At 71.3% G+C, this 19,183-nt stretch carries 19 protein-coding genes; 11 read left to right on the forward strand and 8 right to left on the reverse strand.

The window, feature by feature from the left end:
* Positions 1–307 precede the first annotated feature (307 nt).
* Both FKN01_RS03500 and clpS read right to left on the reverse strand, forming a co-directional pair.
* Positions 308–892, reverse strand: coding sequence for a DUF2017 domain-containing protein (locus FKN01_RS03500; protein ID WP_143616201.1), 585 nt, complete (start codon positions 890–892; stop codon positions 308–310).
* Positions 893–949: 57 nt separating this feature from the next.
* Entirely contained in the window at positions 950–1,264 is a 315-nt protein-coding gene (clpS, locus tag FKN01_RS03505; protein WP_073964985.1) for an ATP-dependent Clp protease adapter ClpS, read from the reverse strand.
* A 90-nt stretch (positions 1,265–1,354) separates the two neighbouring features.
* Between clpS and FKN01_RS03510 the strand changes: the two genes are divergently transcribed.
* Positions 1,355–2,683: a nicotinate phosphoribosyltransferase gene (locus tag FKN01_RS03510; protein WP_143616204.1), complete on the forward strand. Its 1,329-nt coding sequence runs from the start codon at positions 1,355–1,357 to the stop codon at positions 2,681–2,683.
* A gap of 177 nt (positions 2,684–2,860) precedes the next feature.
* Complete coding sequence (locus FKN01_RS03515; RefSeq protein WP_143616206.1) at positions 2,861–3,445, forward strand: isochorismatase family protein; 585 nt, start codon at positions 2,861–2,863, stop codon at positions 3,443–3,445.
* A gap of 16 nt (positions 3,446–3,461) precedes the next feature.
* Here FKN01_RS03515 and FKN01_RS03520 read toward each other — a convergent pair whose 3' ends face one another.
* Together FKN01_RS03520 and FKN01_RS03525 are read right to left on the reverse strand one after the other, a co-directional pair.
* Complete coding sequence (locus tag FKN01_RS03520; RefSeq protein ID WP_185992721.1) at positions 3,462–3,803, reverse strand: hypothetical protein; 342 nt, start codon at positions 3,801–3,803, stop codon at positions 3,462–3,464.
* A 124-nt stretch (positions 3,804–3,927) separates the two neighbouring features.
* Entirely contained in the window at positions 3,928–6,324 is a 2,397-nt protein-coding gene (locus tag FKN01_RS03525; RefSeq protein WP_185992722.1) for an immune inhibitor A domain-containing protein, read from the reverse strand.
* A 368-nt stretch (positions 6,325–6,692) separates the two neighbouring features.
* On the opposite strand from FKN01_RS03525, the gene FKN01_RS03530 reads away from it, so the two are divergent.
* Positions 6,693–6,980: a hypothetical protein gene (locus tag FKN01_RS03530; protein WP_143616208.1), complete on the forward strand. Its 288-nt coding sequence runs from the start codon at positions 6,693–6,695 to the stop codon at positions 6,978–6,980.
* A 25-nt stretch (positions 6,981–7,005) separates the two neighbouring features.
* On the opposite strand, the gene FKN01_RS03535 is transcribed toward FKN01_RS03530, so the two are convergent.
* Together FKN01_RS03535 and FKN01_RS03540 are read right to left on the reverse strand one after the other, a co-directional pair.
* The gene (locus tag FKN01_RS03535) at positions 7,006–7,677 is read right to left on the reverse strand and encodes an RDD family protein (RefSeq protein ID WP_143616210.1); all 672 of its coding nucleotides are present in this window, start codon (positions 7,675–7,677) and stop codon (positions 7,006–7,008) included.
* Between the two features lie 76 nt (positions 7,678–7,753).
* A complete protein-coding gene (locus tag FKN01_RS03540) occupies positions 7,754–8,995 on the reverse strand; it encodes an RDD family protein (protein ID WP_143616212.1) in 1,242 nt (413 codons plus the stop codon).
* Positions 8,996–9,202: 207 nt separating this feature from the next.
* Between FKN01_RS03540 and FKN01_RS03545 the strand changes: the two genes are divergently transcribed.
* Positions 9,203–9,679, forward strand: a complete 477-nt coding sequence (locus FKN01_RS03545) for an SsgA family sporulation/cell division regulator (RefSeq protein ID WP_143616214.1) — start codon at positions 9,203–9,205, stop codon at positions 9,677–9,679.
* A 26-nt stretch (positions 9,680–9,705) separates the two neighbouring features.
* On the opposite strand, the gene FKN01_RS03550 is transcribed toward FKN01_RS03545, so the two are convergent.
* Positions 9,706–11,073: an FAD-binding oxidoreductase gene (locus FKN01_RS03550; RefSeq protein WP_143616216.1), complete on the reverse strand. Its 1,368-nt coding sequence runs from the start codon at positions 11,071–11,073 to the stop codon at positions 9,706–9,708.
* A 97-nt stretch (positions 11,074–11,170) separates the two neighbouring features.
* On the opposite strand from FKN01_RS03550, the gene FKN01_RS03555 reads away from it, so the two are divergent.
* Positions 11,171–12,877 (forward strand): tetratricopeptide repeat protein, encoded by a 1,707-nt coding sequence (locus FKN01_RS03555; protein ID WP_143616218.1) that lies wholly within the window; start codon positions 11,171–11,173, stop codon positions 12,875–12,877.
* A 69-nt stretch (positions 12,878–12,946) separates the two neighbouring features.
* Here FKN01_RS03555 and hppD read toward each other — a convergent pair whose 3' ends face one another.
* Complete coding sequence (gene hppD / locus FKN01_RS03560; RefSeq protein ID WP_143616220.1) at positions 12,947–14,092, reverse strand: 4-hydroxyphenylpyruvate dioxygenase; 1,146 nt, start codon at positions 14,090–14,092, stop codon at positions 12,947–12,949.
* Positions 14,093–14,235: 143 nt separating this feature from the next.
* On the opposite strand from hppD, the gene FKN01_RS03565 reads away from it, so the two are divergent.
* The 6 genes from FKN01_RS03565 to FKN01_RS03590 all read left to right on the forward strand — a co-directional run bounded on the left by FKN01_RS03565 (position 14,236) and on the right by FKN01_RS03590 (position 19,175).
* Positions 14,236–14,709 (forward strand): Lrp/AsnC family transcriptional regulator, encoded by a 474-nt coding sequence (locus FKN01_RS03565; protein ID WP_018517925.1) that lies wholly within the window; start codon positions 14,236–14,238, stop codon positions 14,707–14,709.
* Between the two features lie 14 nt (positions 14,710–14,723).
* Positions 14,724–15,371, forward strand: coding sequence for an ABC transporter permease (locus FKN01_RS03570; protein ID WP_143616222.1), 648 nt, complete (start codon positions 14,724–14,726; stop codon positions 15,369–15,371).
* Positions 15,364–16,620: a betaine/proline/choline family ABC transporter ATP-binding protein gene (locus FKN01_RS03575; RefSeq protein WP_143616224.1), complete on the forward strand. Its 1,257-nt coding sequence runs from the start codon at positions 15,364–15,366 to the stop codon at positions 16,618–16,620. The genes FKN01_RS03570 and FKN01_RS03575 overlap by 8 nt, the downstream gene beginning before the upstream one ends.
* On the forward strand, positions 16,617–17,489 hold the full coding sequence (locus FKN01_RS03580; RefSeq protein WP_143616226.1) for an ABC transporter permease: 873 nt from the start codon (positions 16,617–16,619) through the stop codon (positions 17,487–17,489). The genes FKN01_RS03575 and FKN01_RS03580 overlap by 4 nt, the downstream gene beginning before the upstream one ends.
* A gap of 11 nt (positions 17,490–17,500) precedes the next feature.
* A complete protein-coding gene (locus FKN01_RS03585) occupies positions 17,501–18,466 on the forward strand; it encodes a glycine betaine ABC transporter substrate-binding protein (protein ID WP_143616228.1) in 966 nt (321 codons plus the stop codon).
* A 97-nt stretch (positions 18,467–18,563) separates the two neighbouring features.
* A complete protein-coding gene (locus tag FKN01_RS03590; protein WP_143616230.1) occupies positions 18,564–19,175 on the forward strand; it encodes a winged helix-turn-helix domain-containing protein in 612 nt (203 codons plus the stop codon).
* Positions 19,176–19,183: the final 8 nt, after the last annotated feature.

Raw genomic sequence — 19,183 nt, forward strand, 5'->3', positions numbered from 1 at the left:
CTTTCTCCACGCCGATCCGCGCCTTTCGGCCGCGGATCAGGTCCTGATCCCCCCGGATACGGATGGAGTGCCGCCGGTGGTCACCGGCTGATAGCGCCTACCCGGGAACAGGGGTGTCGTTCCCGGGTGGTCGTGAAGATTTATCACGGGCGTGACGGCGGTCCGGCGGAAGTTTTGTGGCGCACACCACAAGTAAAAGCGGACAAGGCGGAACGGGCGCTGCAAAGAAGACCGTTCAGGTGACGTGATCGTTATTCGGATTTGAGCGTCCGTTGAGCGAACACCGCCCCGGGGCGGGTGCCCGGGGTCACGGCATCATGGTCTCGACCAGGGTCTCCTGGAGGGCGCCGAGCCAGAGGTAGGCCATGACCATGGGCTTGCGGGGGTCGCTGTCCGGGAGCCGGTAGAGCGGGCTCTCCTCGCCCTCGTCCTCGTCGCCGACCTCCAGGCGGGTGCCGATGGTGAGCCGGAGGTCGTTGAGCGAGCCGAGCCAGTGGCGGCACTCGTCGGCGGTGAGCGTGAGGACGGCCGCCCTGTCGCCGGCCGGGGTCAGCGCGTCCAGTGTCCGTACGACGGCGAGCGCGTCCTCGCGCTTGCGGGTGCGCAGGTCGTTCTCGGTGTACCGGCGGAATTCGGCGGACGCGGCGCGCAGTTCGTCGTCCTCGTCGCCGTAGGCCTCGGGGAAGAGGCGGGCCAGGGCGGGGTCGGCGGGCGGCTCGCTGGGGCCCTCGGCGAAGAGCGCGGCGAGCGGGTCCTCGTCCTCGGCGGGCTCGTCGCCGGGGCCGATGAGTTCGAGCAGCTGGACGGCGAGGGAACGCAGGATCGCGATCTCCACCTCGTCGAGCGCGACGGCCGCGCCGCCGCCGGGAGTGGCCTCGAAGTGGCCGGCCATGGGTTCTCTCCGATGATGGTCGGGCGGTGCGGGTGGGCCGTGCGGTGCGGTGCGGTGCTAGTTGCGGTCCTGGGTGAGCGTGGCCCACAGCCCGTAGCCGTGCATGGCCTGGACGTCGCGTTCCATCTCCTCGCGGCTGCCGCTGGAGACGACGGCGCGGCCCTTCTGGTGGACGTCGAGCATCAGCTTGTGCGCCTTGTCCTTGGAGTAGCCGAAGTACGCCTGGAAGACATAGGTCACGTAGCTCATGAGGTTGACCGGGTCGTTGTGGACCAGCGTCACCCAGGGGACGTCGGGCTCGGGGACGACGAGGTGGTCCTCGGCCGATTCGGGACGTTCGATCTCTGTAGGGGCGACGCTCACCTGTCCCATGCTGCCACTCGCGGGGGCCCGGCGCACAAACGGCCCCGCCCCGACACCCCCATCTCGTCACTTTGACGAAATAGGGGTAGCATCCCCTGCATGAACTCTGCGGACCTTGGGCGACGGGTCGGTGTGCCGTCGACAGCGCTCTTCACCGACCAGTACGAGCTCACGATGGTGCAGGCCGCGCTGAAGGCCGGGACGGCCGGGCGGCGCTCGGTCTTCGAGGCGTTCACCCGCCGGCTGCCGGAGGGGCGGCGCTACGGCGTCGTCGCGGGCACCGGGCGGGTCCTGGACGCGGTGGAGAACTTCCACTTCGACGAGGAGATGCTGGGCTTCCTGCGCGACCAGGCGGTCGTGGACGGTCCGACGCTGGACTACCTGGCGGACTACCGGTTCGGCGGCGACATCTGGGGCTACCCGGAGGGTGAGGTCTACTTCCCGGGCTCGCCGGTCCTGCGGGTGGAGGGCTCGTTCGCCGAGTGCGTGCTGCTGGAGACGGTGATCCTGTCGATCCTCAACCACGACTCGGCCATCGCCGCGGCGGCCTCCCGGATGTCCGCGGCGGCGGGCGGGCGGCGGCTGATCGAGATGGGCGCGCGGCGCACGCACGAGCTGTCGGCGGTCGCCTCGGCGCGTGCCGCGTACGTCGGCGGCTTCGACACCACCTCCGACCTGGCGGCCGGCTTCCGCTACAACATCCCGACGGTCGGCACGAGCGCCCATGCGTTCACCCTGCTGCACGACTCGGAGCGGGACGCGTTCCGGGCCCAGGTGGACTCGCTGGGGCGCGGTACGACGCTGCTGGTGGACACGTACGACGTGGCCGAGGCGGTCCGCACGGCGGTCGAGATCGCCGGGCCTGAGCTGGGTGCGGTCCGGATCGACTCGGGCGACCTGCTGCTCGTCGCCCACCGGGTGCGCCAGCAGCTGGACGAGCTGGGCGCCACGGAGACGAAGATCGTGGTGACCTCGGACCTGGACGAGTACGCCATCGCCTCGCTGGCCGCCGCGCCGGTGGACGCGTACGGGGTGGGCACGCAGCTCGTCACGGGCAGCGGGCACCCCACGTGCTCGATGGTCTACAAGCTCGTCGCCCGTGCGGACTCCGGCGACCCGGCCGACGAGCTGCGGCCGGTCGCGAAGAAGTCGATGGGCGCGAAGTCGTCCAAGGGCGGCCGCAAGTGGGCGGCGCGCCGGCTGGACGAGGAGGGCGTGGCCGAGGCCGAGGTGATCGGCACCGGCCCGGTGCCGGAGGAGCTGGCCGGCCGGCAGCTGCTGGTGGAGCTGGTCCGGGGCGGTGAGGTGGTGGCGCGTGAGCCGCTGGACGCGGCGCGTGAGCGGCACATCGCGGCGCGGGCGGGGCTGCCGTTGTCGGCGATGCAGTTGTCGCGCGGCGAGGCGGTCATCCCCACGGAGTACGTGTGACGGCGCGCCGTGCAGCCCCGGGGGTTCCGGGGTGACGTCCTGCCCTCGGCCGCCGGACCGGCTTCATTCGCGCGACGGGCCCGATTCGTGGCGAGGGCGCGCTTGATTGGACCGCTGGAATCTCTAGGCTCGGACCGTCCCCCGTACCGCTCCCCCACTCCCCGAAGGACACCCACCATGCACCGCGCCTTGATCGTCGTGGACGTTCAGAACGACTTCTGTGAGGGCGGGAGCCTCGCCGTGGCGGGGGGTGCCGATGTCGCCGCCGCCATCACCGACCTGATCGGCGAGAGCCGGCCCGCCTACCGGTACGTCGTGGCCACCCGGGACCACCACATCGATCCCGGGGACCACTTCTCGGCGACGCCCGACTTCGAGCACTCCTGGCCGCCGCACTGCGTGGCCGGGACCGAGGGCGTGGGCTTCCACCCCAATTTCGCCCCCGCGGTCGCCTCCGGGGCCATCGACACGGTGTTCGACAAGGGCGCCCACGCGGCGGCGTACAGCGGCTTCGAGGGGCTGGACGAGAACGGCACCGGGCTCGCCGACTGGCTGCGCGAGCGGGACGTCCGCGAGGTCGACGTGGTCGGCATCGCGACCGACCACTGCGTGCGCGCGACCGCGCTGGACGCCGCGCGCGAGGGCTTCGCCACGAAGGTGCTGCTGGACCTGACCGCGGGCGTCGCCGAGGCGACGACGCGGCGGGCGCTGGCCGAGCTGCGCGGCGCGGGCGTGACGCTGACCGGCGCGCCGGTCGTCTGAGCGCGCGGGCCCGGGCTCAGCCCCTGCCTGCCGGGACCGTCGGCGCGGCGGGCCGCAGCAGGGCACGGATGGGGTGCCAGAGCTCCTGGGCGCAGCCGGGTCTCGCGCGCCACAGGACGCCGTCCGGGTGGTGCAGGACGGCGGTGATCTCGTCCGGGGTGGGCGGCTCGGCGTTGCCCCGCAGGTAGACGGCGCGCAGGCCGAGGTTGCGCAGCCGGGTCAGGGCGCGGGCCCGGTTCGCCGCGTGCACCAGGACCCGGACGGGGGTGCCCGGGCCGGGGCCCTCCGCCGGGGCCGGCAGGGTGATCGCGACGACCACACTGCCGTTCGGCAACTTGCTGAATCCTCCGCCTGCCATGCGTACGAGCTCCCCCGTGAGACATCGTGTCAATAAGAAAGTGAACAGGGGCACCTAAACACGATCGGCCGCCGCCCGCTAGAGGGCGACGGCCGATCATGCTGTGACCTGCGGTGATGCGGGTCTACTTCTTCGAGGCACCGACCTGGACGGTCATCGTGTCGCCGTTGAGCGGCTCGTTGACGATCGTGATCTTGGTGTTGGTGTCAGGAACCTTGACGCTTCCGGTCGGGTTCTCCGCGTACCAATAGGTGCCCTTGTGGTCGTCGAAGGACGGGACGCCGAGCTGCGGCTTGATCTTCACGGCCTGGTCGGCCAGGTGCAGCGTGAAGCCGTCGGTCGGGTACCAGCTGAACGGCGCGTCGAAGGGCTGGATCTTGTTGCGGATGACCGCGCCGTTCGCCCACTTCAGCGGCTTGGCGTGCGCGTCCACCGGCAGGATCAGGCCCTGGCCCGGGTGCTGGGAGACGTTGTTGTCCTTCTGGGAGGTGTCCCAGAGCCAGACCATCAGACCGTTCTGGTACGGGAAGTGCTCGACCCAGTCCGGACGGGTGGTGGAGAACCCGAAGTTGTACGGGCCCGTCTTGAGCGTCTCGTCGTAGCTGACGTACTGACGGTTCTCCGCGATGTAGTACTGCGGGTAGTCCTTCTCGAACGACTTGCCGACCCGCGAGAAGCCCTTGCTGGTCCAGCCGTTGTCGTCGCCCTCGGCGTTGTCCGTGAAGAGCGCGGTGCCGTCGGCGGTCACCGAGATGGTGTCGGCCGCGAAGCCCACGCCGCCCGCGCCGCCGTCGGTGGCGTAGCGGAAGCGGATGTCGATCTTCTGGCCCGCGTAGGCGTCCAGCGAGTACGACAGCTTCTGGTACTTGCCGGAGACGTCGGTCAGGGCCGGCTTGTCACTGGCGTCGCGCGGGATCGGCTGACCGTCGGCGGTGCCGTCGATCGCGGTCCAGCTGGTGCCGCCGTTGGTGGACACCTCGGTGTAGAGGTAGTCGTAGTCCTTCTCGATGTCCCACCAGCCCTGGAGGTCCAGGGACGCCTTGGACTTGCCGGTGAGGTCGACGGAGCGCGACAGCGTGTTGCTGAGGTTGTCGCCCATGTCGCTCCACCACTGCTTGGCGCCCTCGGCGGGCGTCGTGACGGCGGTGGTGACGGCCTTCGCCGGCAGCTCGACGACGAGCGCCTGCTTGTCCTTGGTGTTGTACTCGGACACGCCCAGCTTGTGGGTGGACTTCGTCGCGGCCTTGGCCTCGGCGTAGTTCAGCCAGCCCAGCTGGAGCTTGTCCCAGGCGGTCATGTCACCGGGCATGTCCCCGATGCTGCCCTGGCCGGTGCCGAGCCAGGAGCCCGCCGACATCAGCGACCAGAAGCCGACCGAGTTCTCGGCGGTGTTGGTCGTGTCGTACAGGTCCGGAAGACCGAGGTCGTGGCCGTACTCGTGGGCGAAGACGCCCAGGCCGCCGTTCTCGGGCTGCGCGGTGTAGTCGCCGACCCAGATGCCGGTGTCGCCGATCTCGGTGCCGCCGGCCTTGTTGTTGGCCGGGCCGGTGGCGCCGGCGTTGGTGCCGTACGCGTACCAGCGGTGCGCCCAGATGGCGTTGGTGCCCTCGACGCCGCCGCCGGCCGACTCGTCCTCACCCGCGTGCACGATCTGGAAGTGATCGATGTAGCCGTCGGGCTCGTTGAAGTCGCCGTCGTTGTCGTAGTCGTAGCGGTCCCACTGGTCGTACTGGGCGAGGTCCGCCTTGATCTGCTCGGACGTGCGGCCCTTGGCCTTCTGGTCCTCGGCCCAGGCGTTGACGCCGTCCTTGATCATGTCCCAGGCGTTGGCGCAGTTGGTCGAACCGCAGTAGTTCGAGCCGTAGCGCGCCTCGTTGTAGGGGACCTTGACCCAGTCGGAGACCTCTCCGTCGACCGAGTAGCGGCCGGACGAGGTCTTCTCGTAGTACGTCTTCAGGGAGTGCTTGCCGGCGCCCTCGCCGAAGTACATCTCCTGGAAGTGGGCCTGGTTGTAATCGGCCTGCCAGGCGGTGCTGTTGTCCTTCTTCGGGTCCGGCTGCGCGATCTGGTTGTGCAGCGGGCCCGGCGTGCCGCCGTACTTCTTGACGGCGGGCTTGGGGCCGGCGCCGTCCGGGTCGTACATGGTCGTGTTGTCGACCTGGTCACCGAACTCCACCAGGACGGTGAAGATCTTGTCGGTCTTCTCACGGCCGAGCTCGACGTACTTGTTGCTGTCGAGCTTGACGACCTTGGAGCCTCCGCGCGACGAGACCTTCTTGTCGCCGGATATGACCTGTTCCAGGGCAGCCTGGCGCTGAGCGGCCTGCTGCTTGCTGAACGGGCCCTCCAGGTCGTGGTTGTTGCCCTTGGCCGACCCCGGGTCCCGGCGGTCGATGGAGGCAGCGGTGCCCGACGCCTGGTCATCTGCCTGAGCGGTGGCGAAGGCGGATGCGGTCGCGGCGGTCGCGGCCATGGCCACGACAACCGCCCCGGTCCGAAGCGCCCGTCTCTTATTGATCACGTGATGCAGTCCTCCCCGGCGCCCGCGGCGACGGCCCGGGAGTGTGGAGAGGCCGCGCGCGGAACGCGTCACAAGTGACGCCATTCGACCGGAGTTACGGAAGAAAAGACAGACCTTGACTTGAATGGAACAAGTGCACTATGCAGGAGCACCGTTCCGGAATGCGGACGAGACGTTCGCCACCCGCCGGTGCGTCAACCCCCCACAGGGGCGCGGGGTATGACTCCGTGCGCCCCCCATGCACCGGCACTGTGGGTTAGGTTACGCTTACCACCCGTTCCTCCAGGGCATCCACCGTCATAGAGTCGCTTGACAGCGCGACCGTGTTGAGAGACCGCCCATCCGACGTCCCGAGGACGGAAAACGCCATGCCGCGTCCTACTGCCGCACAGCTCTCCTACGGTTCGGTCACCGTCGTCTTCTCGACCCTGGTCATGCTGCTGCTGTTCCGCACCAGTTCGGGCATCGGCATCGCCGCCGTCGGCACGGTCGCGCTCGCCCTCGGGCTCGTGGTGTCCGTCTCCGTACCCGCGAGGCCGCGCCGGTACGCGGCAGGGGCGGCGGGGACGGGCCGTCCGGTCGCCGCGCACCGCGGCGCCGCGCCCGCCGCCCGTGACGAGGAGCGCGCGCCCGTCTCGGCGCGAAGCCCGCGCTGAGTGCCGGCCGGGCCCGGACCCGGGGTCAGTTGACGGTGACCACCACCGTCTTGGCCGCCTTGTCCTGGAGCCCCTGGCGGTAGGGCTTGTCCGTGAACATCAGCACGATGTTGATCAGCCACCACAGGCACGGGCAGCACAGCAGCGCCGGCAGCCACAGCACCACGGCCCGCAGGAACGCCGCGCCGGTGTCCGGCACCCTGCCGTCGTTGAGCATCGCGACCCGCATCTTCAGCAGCCGCTTGCCGAGCGTGCGGCCGTCCTTGTGCGTGAAGTACGTGTCGTACGCGACGTAGCAGACGAGCCCGATCAGCGACCAGAGCAGCTGATGCCCGCTGTAGGTCTGGGCGAAGACGTCGCTGACGTCGTCGTCGTTGCCGTTGCCGTCCGACATCCCGACCGCGCCGCCCCAGGGCAGCGAGATCAGGTACAGCGGGATCGAGATGATCAGGAAGTCGATCAGCCGGGCCAGGATGCGCTTGCCCGGCTCCGCGAGCGGCGGCATCCCCGCCAGCGGGTCCGCGCCGCCGTACGGGCCGCCGCCGTAGGGTCCCGGGCCGTACGGCGGGGGCGGGGGCGGCGGGGCGCTGCCGCCGTAGGGCGAGCCGGACGACGGCGGCGGCTGGTCCCCGGGCGGCCGCTTCCTGAACGGGTCGTCCTCGGGCGGCTGACCGGGCGGCGGCTGATCGTTGCTCATGGGGGCAGTGCATCGCGGGGTCCGGGGCCCCGCAACGGCTCAGGTGCGTTCGGGGGACGCCGTTCGGCGGACGGCGTCAGCCCGCGACGAAGGTCCGGGCCGCCTTGTCGTGCCAGCACTGGCGCCACGGCCGGTCCACCAGGCACCACAGCACACCGGCGGCCCCCACGACCAGGACGCCCAGCACGCCGTAGACCAGCCACCGGCGCAGCGCGGCGCCGAAGCCGGGGATCTCGTGGGACTCGATGTCCCGTACGTCGAGCCCGCACAGTTTCTTGCCGGGCGTACGGCCCCACTTCGCGGTCGGCAGCGCGTCGAGGAGTACGCCCAGCACCAGGAACACCCCCAGCGCCGCGCCGCCCAGCGCGGCCGTGGTGGTGTCCAGCAGCCATACGGTGACCGTCTCGCCGGTCTGCTTCGCCGCGTCGATCTTCCCGTCGATGTGGTCCACGGCCCGGCCGGCCAGCGGCACGGCGGCCACGGCGGTGAGCGCGCCCAGCAGCACGGTGTCGATGAGCCGGGCGGCGAACCGCTTGCCGAGCGGCGCGGGGCGACCGGACGTCCGCGCCGCGACGAGGTCCCGGAAGGGGTCGTTGGCGGGAGGCTTCCAGGGCGTGACGGGCGCCTGCGGCGCGGGGTGCGGCTGCGACGGGACGGGCGCCTGGGGCACGGGGTGCGCCTGCGGCGGGACGGGCGCCTGGGGCACGGGACGCGGCTGAGGCGCGGGATGCGGCTGCGACGGGACGGGCGCCTGCGACGCGGGATGCGGCTGAGGCTGCGGCGCGGGACGCGCCTGCGGCGCGATGGGCGCCTGCGGCGCGGGGTGGGCGTTGAGCGTGCGGAGGGTCAGAGTGCCTTCAGCCGGCTCCGGCGTGCCGGTTCCGTCCTCAAGCGCCGGACGGGCTTGGTCCGGCCGGCCGGGCTCGTCAGCCTCAGCCCGTTGAAACCCGGCCCGTCCGGCGTTCGAGGACGGAACCCTCTGCGCGGGCGGCTTCGCGTCCTCGGGGGCCGGCTCGTCCGGGGCCTCCGGCCACGCCACCTGCCGCGCGCCGGCGAAGCCGGACTGGCGGGAGGCATCGGCCTGCCAGGCGATGGCGGGTTCGGGGCGGCCGTCCCCGTAACCCTCCTCGTCGAGGAAGACGGGGCCGGTCTCCTCGACCGCCGCCGGTTCCTCCGGCCCCGGCTTCGGGGCCGGGCGGCTCGTGCCGGGCACCCAGGAGGCGCCGTTCCAGTAGCGGACGTAACCGGGGATGGACGGGTCGGGGTAATAGCCCTCGCGGGGGCTCTCGTCACCGGGTGCCGGGGTTGGGGCGCTCATCACCTGGTCCCGTATCTCTTCGCGGCCTCAATCAGGGGCTCCACATCTACCAGACGGGTGCGTACCGCCGGGCCGGTCCGGATGTTTGGCCCACTTTCCGGTCACGCGAACTTTTTCCGGGAAGTCGCGTAATGGATGGCGTGCGGGGCGCTCTCACCTGTGCGGGCCGGTCGTGGGACCGGCCCCGGAGAACGGAAGGACGCCGTCATGCACACCGTCGTGGAACGCGAGCTGGAGCTCAAGCTGGTCCTGTCGCCCGAGCGCAGCATCCCCGTACCGGCCAGGCTGACCTACCGCGCGGAGGACCCGTACGCGGTGCACATCACCTTCCACATCACCTCGGACTCGCCGGTGTACTGGACGTTCGCCCGCGATCTGCTGGTGGAGGGGGTGTTCCGGCCGTGCGGGCAGGGGGATGTGCGGATCTGGCCGACCAAGGTGGACGGGAACGGCGTCATCTGCGTGGCGCTGACGTCGCCGGACGGCAACGCGCTGCTGGAGATGCCGGCCGCCGCCGTGGCGGTCTGGGTGGAGCGGACGCTGCGCGTGGTGCCGCCGGGTACGGAGACCGAACGGCTCGGCATCGACGAGGGGCTGGCCGAACTCCTCGCGCCGCTGCCGGCCGACGATCTGTGGATGAGCGACCCGTGGCCGTCGGACGAGTCGCAGGACGGGGAGAGTTGAGGAGCGGGGGCCCGGGCCGGGGCCGGTCAGAAGACCTTGCCCGGGTTGAGCAGCCCGAGCGGGTCGAACGCCTGCTTGATGCTCCGGTGCAGTTCCACGCCGGTCTCGCCGAGCTCCCGGGCCAGCCACTCCTTCTTCAGCACGCCCACCCCGTGCTCGCCGGTGATCGTGCCGCCGAGCGCGAGGCCGAGCGCCATGATCTCGTCGAAGGACTCCCGGGCCCGCCGGGACTCGTCGGCGTCGGCGGGGTCGAAGCAGACGACGGGGTGGGTGTTGCCGTCCCCCGCGTGGGCGCAGACGCCGATGGTCAGGCCGTACTTCCCGGCGATCCGCGCCGTGCCCGCCAGCATCGCGCCGAGCCGCGAGCGCGGTACGCACACGTCGTCGATCATCGTCGCCGGCTTGACGGTCTCCAGCGCGGTCAGCGACATCCGCCGGGCCTGGAGCAGCATCTCGGACTCGGCCGCGTCCTCGGCGGGGACCACGTCGGTGGCGCCGGCGGCGGTGCACAGGGCGGCGACGGCGGCGAGGTCGGCGGCCGGGTCCGGGGTGTCGAAGGCGGCGAGCAGCAGGGCCTCCGTGGTCTCGGGGAGGCCCATGCCCGCCATCCGGTTGACCGCCTGGACGGTCGTACGGTCCATCAGTTCGAGGAGTGACGGGGTGTGGCCGCCCTCCATGATCCGGCAGACCGCGTCGCAGGCGTCCGCCGCGTCGGCGAACTCGGCGGCCAGGGCGAGTTGCCGGGGCGGCCGGGGCTTCAGCGCGAGGACGGCCTTCACGACGACGCCGAGGCTGCCCTCGGAGCCCACGAAGAGGCGGGTGAGGTCGTATCCGGCGACGCCCTTGGCGGTGCGGCGGCCGGTGCTGAGCAGGCGCCCGTCCGCGAGGACGACGTCGAGGCCGAGGACGTATTCGGCGGTGACCCCGTACTTGACGCAGCACAGGCCGCCGGACGCGGTGCCGATGTTGCCGCCGATGGTGCACATCTCCCAGCTGGAGGGGTCCGGCGGGTAGTACAGGCCGTGCTCGTCCACCGCGCGGGACAGCACGGCGTTGACCACCCCGGGCTCGACCACGGCGATCCGGTCGACGGGGCTGATCTCCAGGATGCGGTCCATCTTCACCAGGGAGAGCACGATGCAGCCGTCCGTGGCGTTGGCGGCGCCCGACAGGCCCGTGCGGGCCCCCTGCGGGACGACGGGGACGCGCAGTGCGGTGGCGGTGCGCATGACGTGCTGGACCTGTTCCACGGTGCGCGGGAGCACGACCGCGGCGGGGGTGCCGGCCTCGCAGAAGCTCGCCATGTCGTGGGCGTAGGAGGCGGTGACGTCCGGGTCGGTGAGCACGGCCCCGGCGGGAAGACCCGCCCGCAGCTGTTCGAGGAGATCGTCCATGATCCAAGCGTGACACCCGGGCCCATTGGTGTGAACCCGTCTGCGGTGACGATCCCAAGGCTCGGTGTGATCTTCATACTGACGCACAGTGAGCGGCATGGATCTCACGCCTCAGCAGCCCCCGGGGGCCTCCGGGCCCGAGTACTCCTTCGACACCGACTGGCCCGCCCCGGACGCGGCACGGCCGGACCCCGCGTCCCTGGCAGAGCCGCCGCCCCCCACGATGCGGACAACGCTGCGGCGGGCCGCCTTCGGCATGGTGGCGGGCGCCGTCCTGGTGACCGGCGCGGTGGTCGCGGTGCCCGACGACGACAAGGAAGCGGCCCCGCCCGTGGCCGGCCCGGTCTCGCGGGCGATGAGCGCGACGGCCGCCGGCTCCCCCGCCGCGCTCGCCGATCTGAGGGCGCTCGTCGGGGACCGGCAGAAGTGGGTGGGCACGCACCCCTCGGACGCGGACTCCTGGGCGGTGCTGGGTTCGGCGTACGTGGAGGTGGGGCGGCGGGCCGCCGACCCGGCGTACTACACCCGGGCCGAGCAGGCGCTGAAGCGGTCGCTGGACGTGCGCCCCGGCGAGAGCGGCAACACGGCCGCCTGGGTGGGCCTCGCCTCCCTGGCCAACGCCCGCCGCGACTTCGTGACCGCCAGGAAGTGGGGCGAGACGGTCCGCAAGCGCGCGCCGAAGGAGTGGACGGTCTACCCCCAGCTGATCGACGCCTACAACGGCCTCGGCGACCAGAAGTCCGCGATCACCGCCGTGGAGCGGTTCACCGAGCTGCGGGCCGGGGTCCCGGCGCTGGGCCGGGCCGCCGAGATGTACCGCGACCGGGGCTGGCGCGAGGACGCGCTGGCCACCGCGCAGGACGCGGCGAACCGGGCGGGGACGCCCGCCGAGAAGGCCGCCTGCCTGACCAGGCTCGGGGACCTGGCCTGGGAGCGGGGCGAGCCGAAGGAGGCCGTGGCGCAGTACGGGTCGGCGCTGCGCGTGGAGAAGGGCCACCATCCGGCGCTCGCCGGGCGGGCCCGGGCACTGGCCGCCCTCGGGCGCACCGACGAGGCGGTGCGGGACTACCAGGCCGCCCTGGCGAAGTCGCCGCGCCCGGGCTACCTGCTCGAACTGGGCGAGCTGTACGAGTCGCTGGGGCTCGACGGCGACTCGGTGGGCCAGTACGAGAAGCTGCGGGCGGCCCTGGACCGGGGCAAGGCGCGCGGTGTGGACGAGTCGCTGCTCCTGGGCCGTTTCGAGGCCGCGCACGGCGACGCGGACGCGGCGGTGGAGCTGCTGCGGGCGGAGTGGGAGCGGGGGCACCGCAGCGCGGCGGTGGCGGACGCGCTGGGCTGGGCGCTGCACCGGTCGGGCGACTCGGACGGGGCGCTGGAGTACGCGCAGCGGGCCGTGGACTCGGGCGGGCAGAACGCCTCGTACGCGTATCACCTGGGCATGGTGCAGCGGGCGCTGGGCGACTACGGCTCGGCGCGCCGCCGGCTGGAGGGGGCGCTGCGGACCAACCCGGAGTTCTCGCCGCTGGACGCGCCACTGGCCCGGGAGGCGCTGGACGACCTGGGCGAGCCGCCGGCGGGCGGCCCGGCGGACATGCGGCCGCCGGCCCCGGAGCCGCAGGCCCCGCAGGCCCCGGCGCCCCAGGCCCCGGCCCCGCAGCCCCCCGCGCCGCAGGCCCCGGCACCGCAGCGGCAGCCCGCGCCCGGCGGCGGTCCGGCGCCCGGCCCGGCCGGCCCGGCGCCCGCGGCGGCCGTCGCGCAGGCCCCCGTACAGCCGTCACCGGCGCCGGCGGCGGCCGTTCGCTGACGTACCGGCCGGCGCGGCGGAGGAGGGGCGGGCCGGAGAGCGGCCCGCCCCTCACTCACGCCCCGCGGGTCAGAGGTTGCCGCGCTTCTCCTGCTCGCGCTCGATCGCCTCGAACAGGGCCTTGAAGTTGCCCTTGCCGAAGCCCATGGAGCCGTGGCGCTCGATCATCTCGAAGAAGACGGTCGGGCGGTCCTGGACCGGCTTGGTGAAGATCTGCAGCAGGTAGCCGTCCTCGTCGCGGTCCACGAGGATCTTCAGCTCGCGCAGGGTCTCGACCGGCACCCGGGTCTCGCCGGCCCACTCGCCGAGCGTGTCGTAGTACGAGTCCGGGGTGTCCAGGAACTGCACACCGGCGGCGCGCATCGCCTTGACCGAGGCGACGATGTCGTTCGTGGCGAGCGCCATGTGCTGGACACCGGCGGCGCCGTAGAACTCCAGGTACTCGTCGATCTGCGACTTCTTCTTCGCGATGGCCGGCTCGTTGATCGGGAACTTGACCTTGAGCGTGCCGTCGGCGACGACCTTGGACATGAGCGCGGAGTACTCGGTGGCGATGTCGTCGCCGATGAACTCCTTCATGTTCGTGAAGCCCATGACCTTGTTGTAGAACCCGACCCACTCGTCCATCTTGCCGAGCTCGACGTTGCCGACGCAGTGGTCGATGGCCTGGAAGAAGCGCTTGGCCGGCGGCTCGACGATCGGGCTGGCGGCGACGTAGCCGGGCAGGTACGGGCCGTCGTAGCCGGAGCGCTCGACCAGGGTGTGGCGGGTCTTGCCGTACGTGGCGATGGCGGCGCGCACGACGGTGCCGTGCTCGTCCTTCGTCTCGTAGGGCTCCTCGATGCCGGTGGCGCCGTGCTCGACGGCGTAGGCGTACGCCGCGCGGGCGTCCGGGACCTCGATGGCGAGGTCGATCACGCCGTCGCCGTGGGCCGCGACGTGGTCCTCCAGGAAGTGGCCCCAGTCGGTGGACGCCTTCACGACGGAGGTGAGGACGAAGCGGGCGGAGCCGCTGGTGAGCACGTAGCTGGCGGTCTCGCGGCTGCCGGTCTCGGGGCCGGAGTAGGCCACCAGCTTCATGCCGAAGGCGGTCGAGTAGTAGTGCGCGGCCTGCTTGGCGTTGCCCACGGCGAAGACGACGGCGTCCATCCCCTTGACGGGGAAGGGGTCGGCCTGCCGGGACGTCTCGGGGGTGCTGTGCATCGTCTCTGTCATGCCCAGAGGTTCCCGCCACTTTGCAAGGTGCGCAACAGTTCGCGTGATCACTGGTCAACCTGTATAGCGGTTGGCCATGATGACCGGACTATCTGTACATGGTGCCCATCACATGTGCCCATCACACCGACGGAGGCCGGGACATGGCGATCGACCGACTCGACGGGCGGCTCATCGTGCTGCTCGCGCGTGAACCCAGGATCGGGGTCCTGGAGGCGTCGCGCAGGCTGGGCGTGGCACGCGGGACGGTGCAGGCGCGGCTGGACCGCCTTCAGTCCAATGGCGTCATCCGCGGTTTCGGTCCGGACGTCGATCCGGCGGCCCTCGGCTATCCGGTCACCGCGTTCGCGACGCTGGAGATCAAACAGGGTCAAGGGGCCGACGTACGGGCGCACTTGAGCGGCGTACCGGAGGTCCTCGAACTGCACACCACCACCGGGCACGGGGACATGCTGTGCCGGCTCGTGGCCCGGTCCAACGCGGATCTCCAGCGGGTGATCGACCGCGTTGTCGGATTTGATGGCATCGTCCGGGCCTCCACGGCCATCGTCATGGAGAACGCCGTGCCGCTGCGCGTCATCCCGCTGGTGGAACAGGCGGCACGGGACACCGACTGAGCCGAGGAGGACGGGTGAGCTTCTGGGAGTACGTGGCCAACCGTCATCAGCAGTTGCTCACCGACGCCTTCCAGCACGTCAGCGCGGTCTTCCAGTGCATGGTCATCGCCACCGTGCTCGGTGTCCTGATCGGGGTCGTCAGCTACCGCAGCGGCTGGGGCTCCTCGGTGGCGATCACCTCGACGGCGACCGTGCTCACCATCCCGTCCCTGGCCGCCATCGGTCTGCTCATCCCGCTGGTCGGCCTCGGCGTCGCACCCACGGTGATCACGCTGACGCTGTACGGGCTGCTCCCCGTCGTCCGCAACGCGATCGTGGGCCTGCGCGGCGTCGATCCGGCCCTGGTGGACGCGGCGAAGGGCATCGGGATGTCGCGGACCACGCGGCTGTTCAAGGTGGAGCTGCCGCTGGCCTGGCCGCCGATCCTGACCGGCATCCGGGTCTCCACGCAGATGCTGATGGGGATCGCCGCCATCGCCGCGTACGCCTCCGGGCCCGGCCTCGGCAACGAGATCTTCCGGGGCATCGCCTCGCTGGGCAGCGCCAACGCGATCAACCAGGTGCTCGCGGGCACGCTCGGCATCGTCATCCTCGCCCTGCTCTTCGACGCCGCGTACGTCCTGCTGGGCCGGCTCACCATCCCGAGGGGCATCCGTGTCTGAGACCTCGACCGAGACCGCGTCGGAGCCGGTGGCCACCTCCGGCGCCGCCATCCAGCTGGAGAACCTGTCCAAGCGCTACCCGGGCAACCCGAGCCCCGCCGTGGAGAACGTCTCCATGGAGATCAAGGCCGGCGAGACCGTGATCTTCGTGGGCCCGTCCGGCTGCGGGAAGTCCACCACGCTGAAGATGATCAACCGGCTGATCGAGCCCACCTCGGGCCGCATCCGGATCGACGACGAGGACGTCACCGACATCGACCCGGTGAAGCTGCGCCGGAAGATCGGATACGCCATCCAGTCCTCCGGGCTCTTCCCGCACATGACGGTCGCCGAGAACATCGCCCTGGTCCCGAAGATGGTGGGCTGGTCCAAGTCCCGGGTGAAGGACCGGGTCGAGGAGATGCTGGACCTGGTCGGGCTCGATCCGCGCGAGTTCCACGGCCGCTATCCGCGCGCCCTGTCCGGCGGGCAGCAGCAGCGCGTGGGCGTGGCCCGGGCGCTGGCCGCCGACCCGCCGGTGCTGCTGATGGACGAGCCGTTCGGCGCGGTCGACCCGATCACCCGCGACCACCTCCAGGACGAGCTGATCCGGCTCCAGCACGAGCTGCACAAGACGATCGTCTTCGTCACCCACGACTTCGACGAGGCGATCAAGCTGGGCGACCGGATCGCGGTGCTGCGCGAGCGCTCGCACATCGCGCAGTTCGACACCCCGGAGGCCATCCTCACCAATCCGACGGACGACTTCGTCTCCGGCTTCGTCGGCGCGGGTGCGGCGCTGAAGCGGCTCAACCTGACCCGGGTGCGGGAGGTGGAGATCGCCGACTTCCCGACCGTGACGGTGGACGACCCGCTCCAGTCGATCTTCAACAAGCTGCGCAGCGGCTCGCACAACGAGCTGCTGATGCTGGACCGCCGGGGCCGCCCCTACAAGTGGCTGCGGCGCGGCGACCTGATGCGGGCCCGGGGCTCCCTGGCGCGCGCCGGGCAGCTGGTCCACGACACGGTGACCCGGGACGCGACCCTGCACGACGCGCTGGAGGCGGTGCTCACCGACAGCGGCGGGCGGGTCGCGGTGACCGGGCGGCGCGGTGAGTTCACCGGGGTGGTGGACATGCACACCCTGATGAACTCGGTGCACGAGCTCCTGGAGGCGGACCGGCTCGCCGCCATCGAGCACCAGCACGATCTGGAGGAGCTGCGGGTCCACCAGACCGCCGAGGAGCTGGAGGGCGGTGCGGGCGCATGACCCCCGACTCCCCCTCCGGCTCCTCCCGCGCGCCGGGCCGCGAACGGCCGCCGGGCGAGCACGAGGTGCAGGGGCACGCCTTCCGGGACGAGGAGGAGGCCGAGCCCGTCCCGCGGCCGGCGAAACCGGCGCGCCGGATCACCTGGCGCAAGCTGGTGGTGCTGCCGGCGATCCTCGCGGTCGTGCTGGTCCTCACGTACGTCTGGATCGAGAACGTCCACCTGGACTCGATCGCGGAGAACTCCATCGCCGGCGACACGGTCGAGGTGCGCTGGTGGCAGCACGTGAAACTGACCGCGATCTCCACCTTCTGGGTGCTGGTCATCGCCATTCCGCTGGGCATCGCGCTGACCCGGCGCGGCCTGACCAGGGCAGCGCCCGTGGTCACGGCGATCGCCAACATCGGGCAGGCGACCCCGGCGATCGGTCTGCTGGCGCTGCTGGTGATCTGGCTCGGCATCGGCCCGTCGACCGCCATCACCGGCATGGTGATCTACGCGGTGCTGCCGGTGCTGTCCAACACGGTCGCCGGCCTCAAGGCGATCGAGCCGAACATGGTGGAGGCCGCGCGCGGCATCGGCATGTCGGCGATGGGCACCCTGACCAAGGTCGAACTCCCCCTCGCCGTGCCGCTGATCCTGGCCGGGGTCAGGACCGCGCTCGTCCTGAACGTGGGCACGGCGACCCTGGCGACCTTCGGGGGCGGCGGCGGGCTCGGCGACCTGATCACCTCGGGCATCCAGACCCAGCGCATGCCGGTCCTGGTGCTCGGCTCGGTCCTGACGGTGGTGCTGGCGCTCCTGGTGGACTGGCTGGCCTCGCTGGCCGAGGTGGCCCTGACCCCGCGCGGCCTGGAGGTGGGGCGATGAGGACGCGGCGGATGCGCGGGGCTCTGGCGGCGGGGGCCGCACTGTCCCTGGTGCTGGCGGGGTGCGGGCTGAAGAGCGGGTCGCCGATGGTGGACGACGTGGTGCCGGGGTCGGTCGGGCAGGGGCAGCCGCTGGACGGCGCGTCGCTGACGGTCACCTCGAAGAACTTCAGCGAGAACATCATCCTGGGCCAGATGATCGGGCTGATCTTCAAGGCGGCCGGGGCCGAGGTCCTGGACCGGACGAATCTGCCCAGCTCGATCAGCGCCCGCGAGGCGGTCATCCAGGGCGACGCGGACGCCGAGTACGAGTACACGGGCACCGGCTGGATCACGTACCTCGGGCACGCGAAGCCGATCGCCGACCCGATGGAGCAGTGGAAGGCGGTGCGCGACGCGGACCTGAGGAACGGGGTGACCTGGCTGCGGCCGTCCACCCTCAACAACACGTACGCGCTCGCCATCAGCCGCCGGAACAACGCCAGGTACCACCTGAAGACGCTGTCCGACGTGGCCGCCCTGGCGAAGAAGAACCCGTCGGCGGTGACGGTGTGCGTCGAGAACGAGTTCGCCTCGCGCGACGACGGGCTGCCCGGCATGGAGAAGGCGTACGGGATGTCCCTGCCGGCCTCCAGCATCCGCAAGATGGACGCCGGGATCATCTACACCCAGGTCTCCAAGTCCGACTCCTGCCTGCTCGGCGAGGTCTTCACCACGGACGGCCGCATCAAGGCGATGGACCTGGAAGTCCTGGAGGACGACAAGCACTTCTTCCCCAACTACAACGCGGCGCCCGTGGTGCACACCCCGACGCTGGAGAAGTACCCGGAGATCGCCGGCCTCCTCGACCCGCTCAGCAAGCGGCTGAACACGGAGGTCGCCCAGGTGCTGAACGCCAAGGTGGACGTCGAGGGCCAGGACCCGCACGAGGTGGCGAAGGACTGGCTGATCGAGGAGGGGTTCATCAAGGAGGGGTGAGACCGGGAGAGAACGGGCGGGAACGGGCAGGCGAAGTTACAAAGGTTCTTTGCAAAGACCCGTTGCAAAACATCCTTTGCAACTCTACGGTGGAACCATGGCACCCACCGAACCGAACGACGACCACAGCGCGACGGCGGCCGAGCTGGACTTCCTCCGCATCGACTCCCGCGCCCTGCGCGGCCTCGCCCACCCGCTGCGCATCCGCCTGCTCAACGCCCTTCGGGAGCACGGCCCGGCCACCGCCTCCGGCGTCGCCGAACGGCTCGGCGAGTCCAGCGGCGCCACCAGCTACCACTTGCGGCAACTGGCCTCGTACGGCTTCGTCGAGGACGACCCGACGCTCGGCAAGGGCCGCGAGCGCTGGTGGCGGGCGTCCCACGCCGGCACCGCCTTCGACTCCGAACTGATGCACGACGCCGACCCCGAGGTGCGCGGTGCCATGGGCGTCGTCCTCCACGAGGTGGCGACGATCCACGCCCAGGAGCTGAGCACCTGGCTCGGCACGATGCACGAGTGGTCCCGCGAGTGGTACGAGGGCTCGAGCCTCAGCGACTTCAAGATCCGGCTCACGCCCGAGCTCTCCCGCGAACTCGCCGAGAAGGTCCACGAGCTGATCGACACCTACCGCGGCCGCGTGCCCGAGGGCACCGAGGGTTCCGCCGTCGTCCGCACCCACCTGCACGTCTTCCCGCGCCGCACCGACTGAAGGGACCG

This window comes from Streptomyces sp. 130, from assembly GCF_007096885.1.
Lineage (GTDB): Bacteria > Actinomycetota > Actinomycetes > Streptomycetales > Streptomycetaceae > Streptomyces.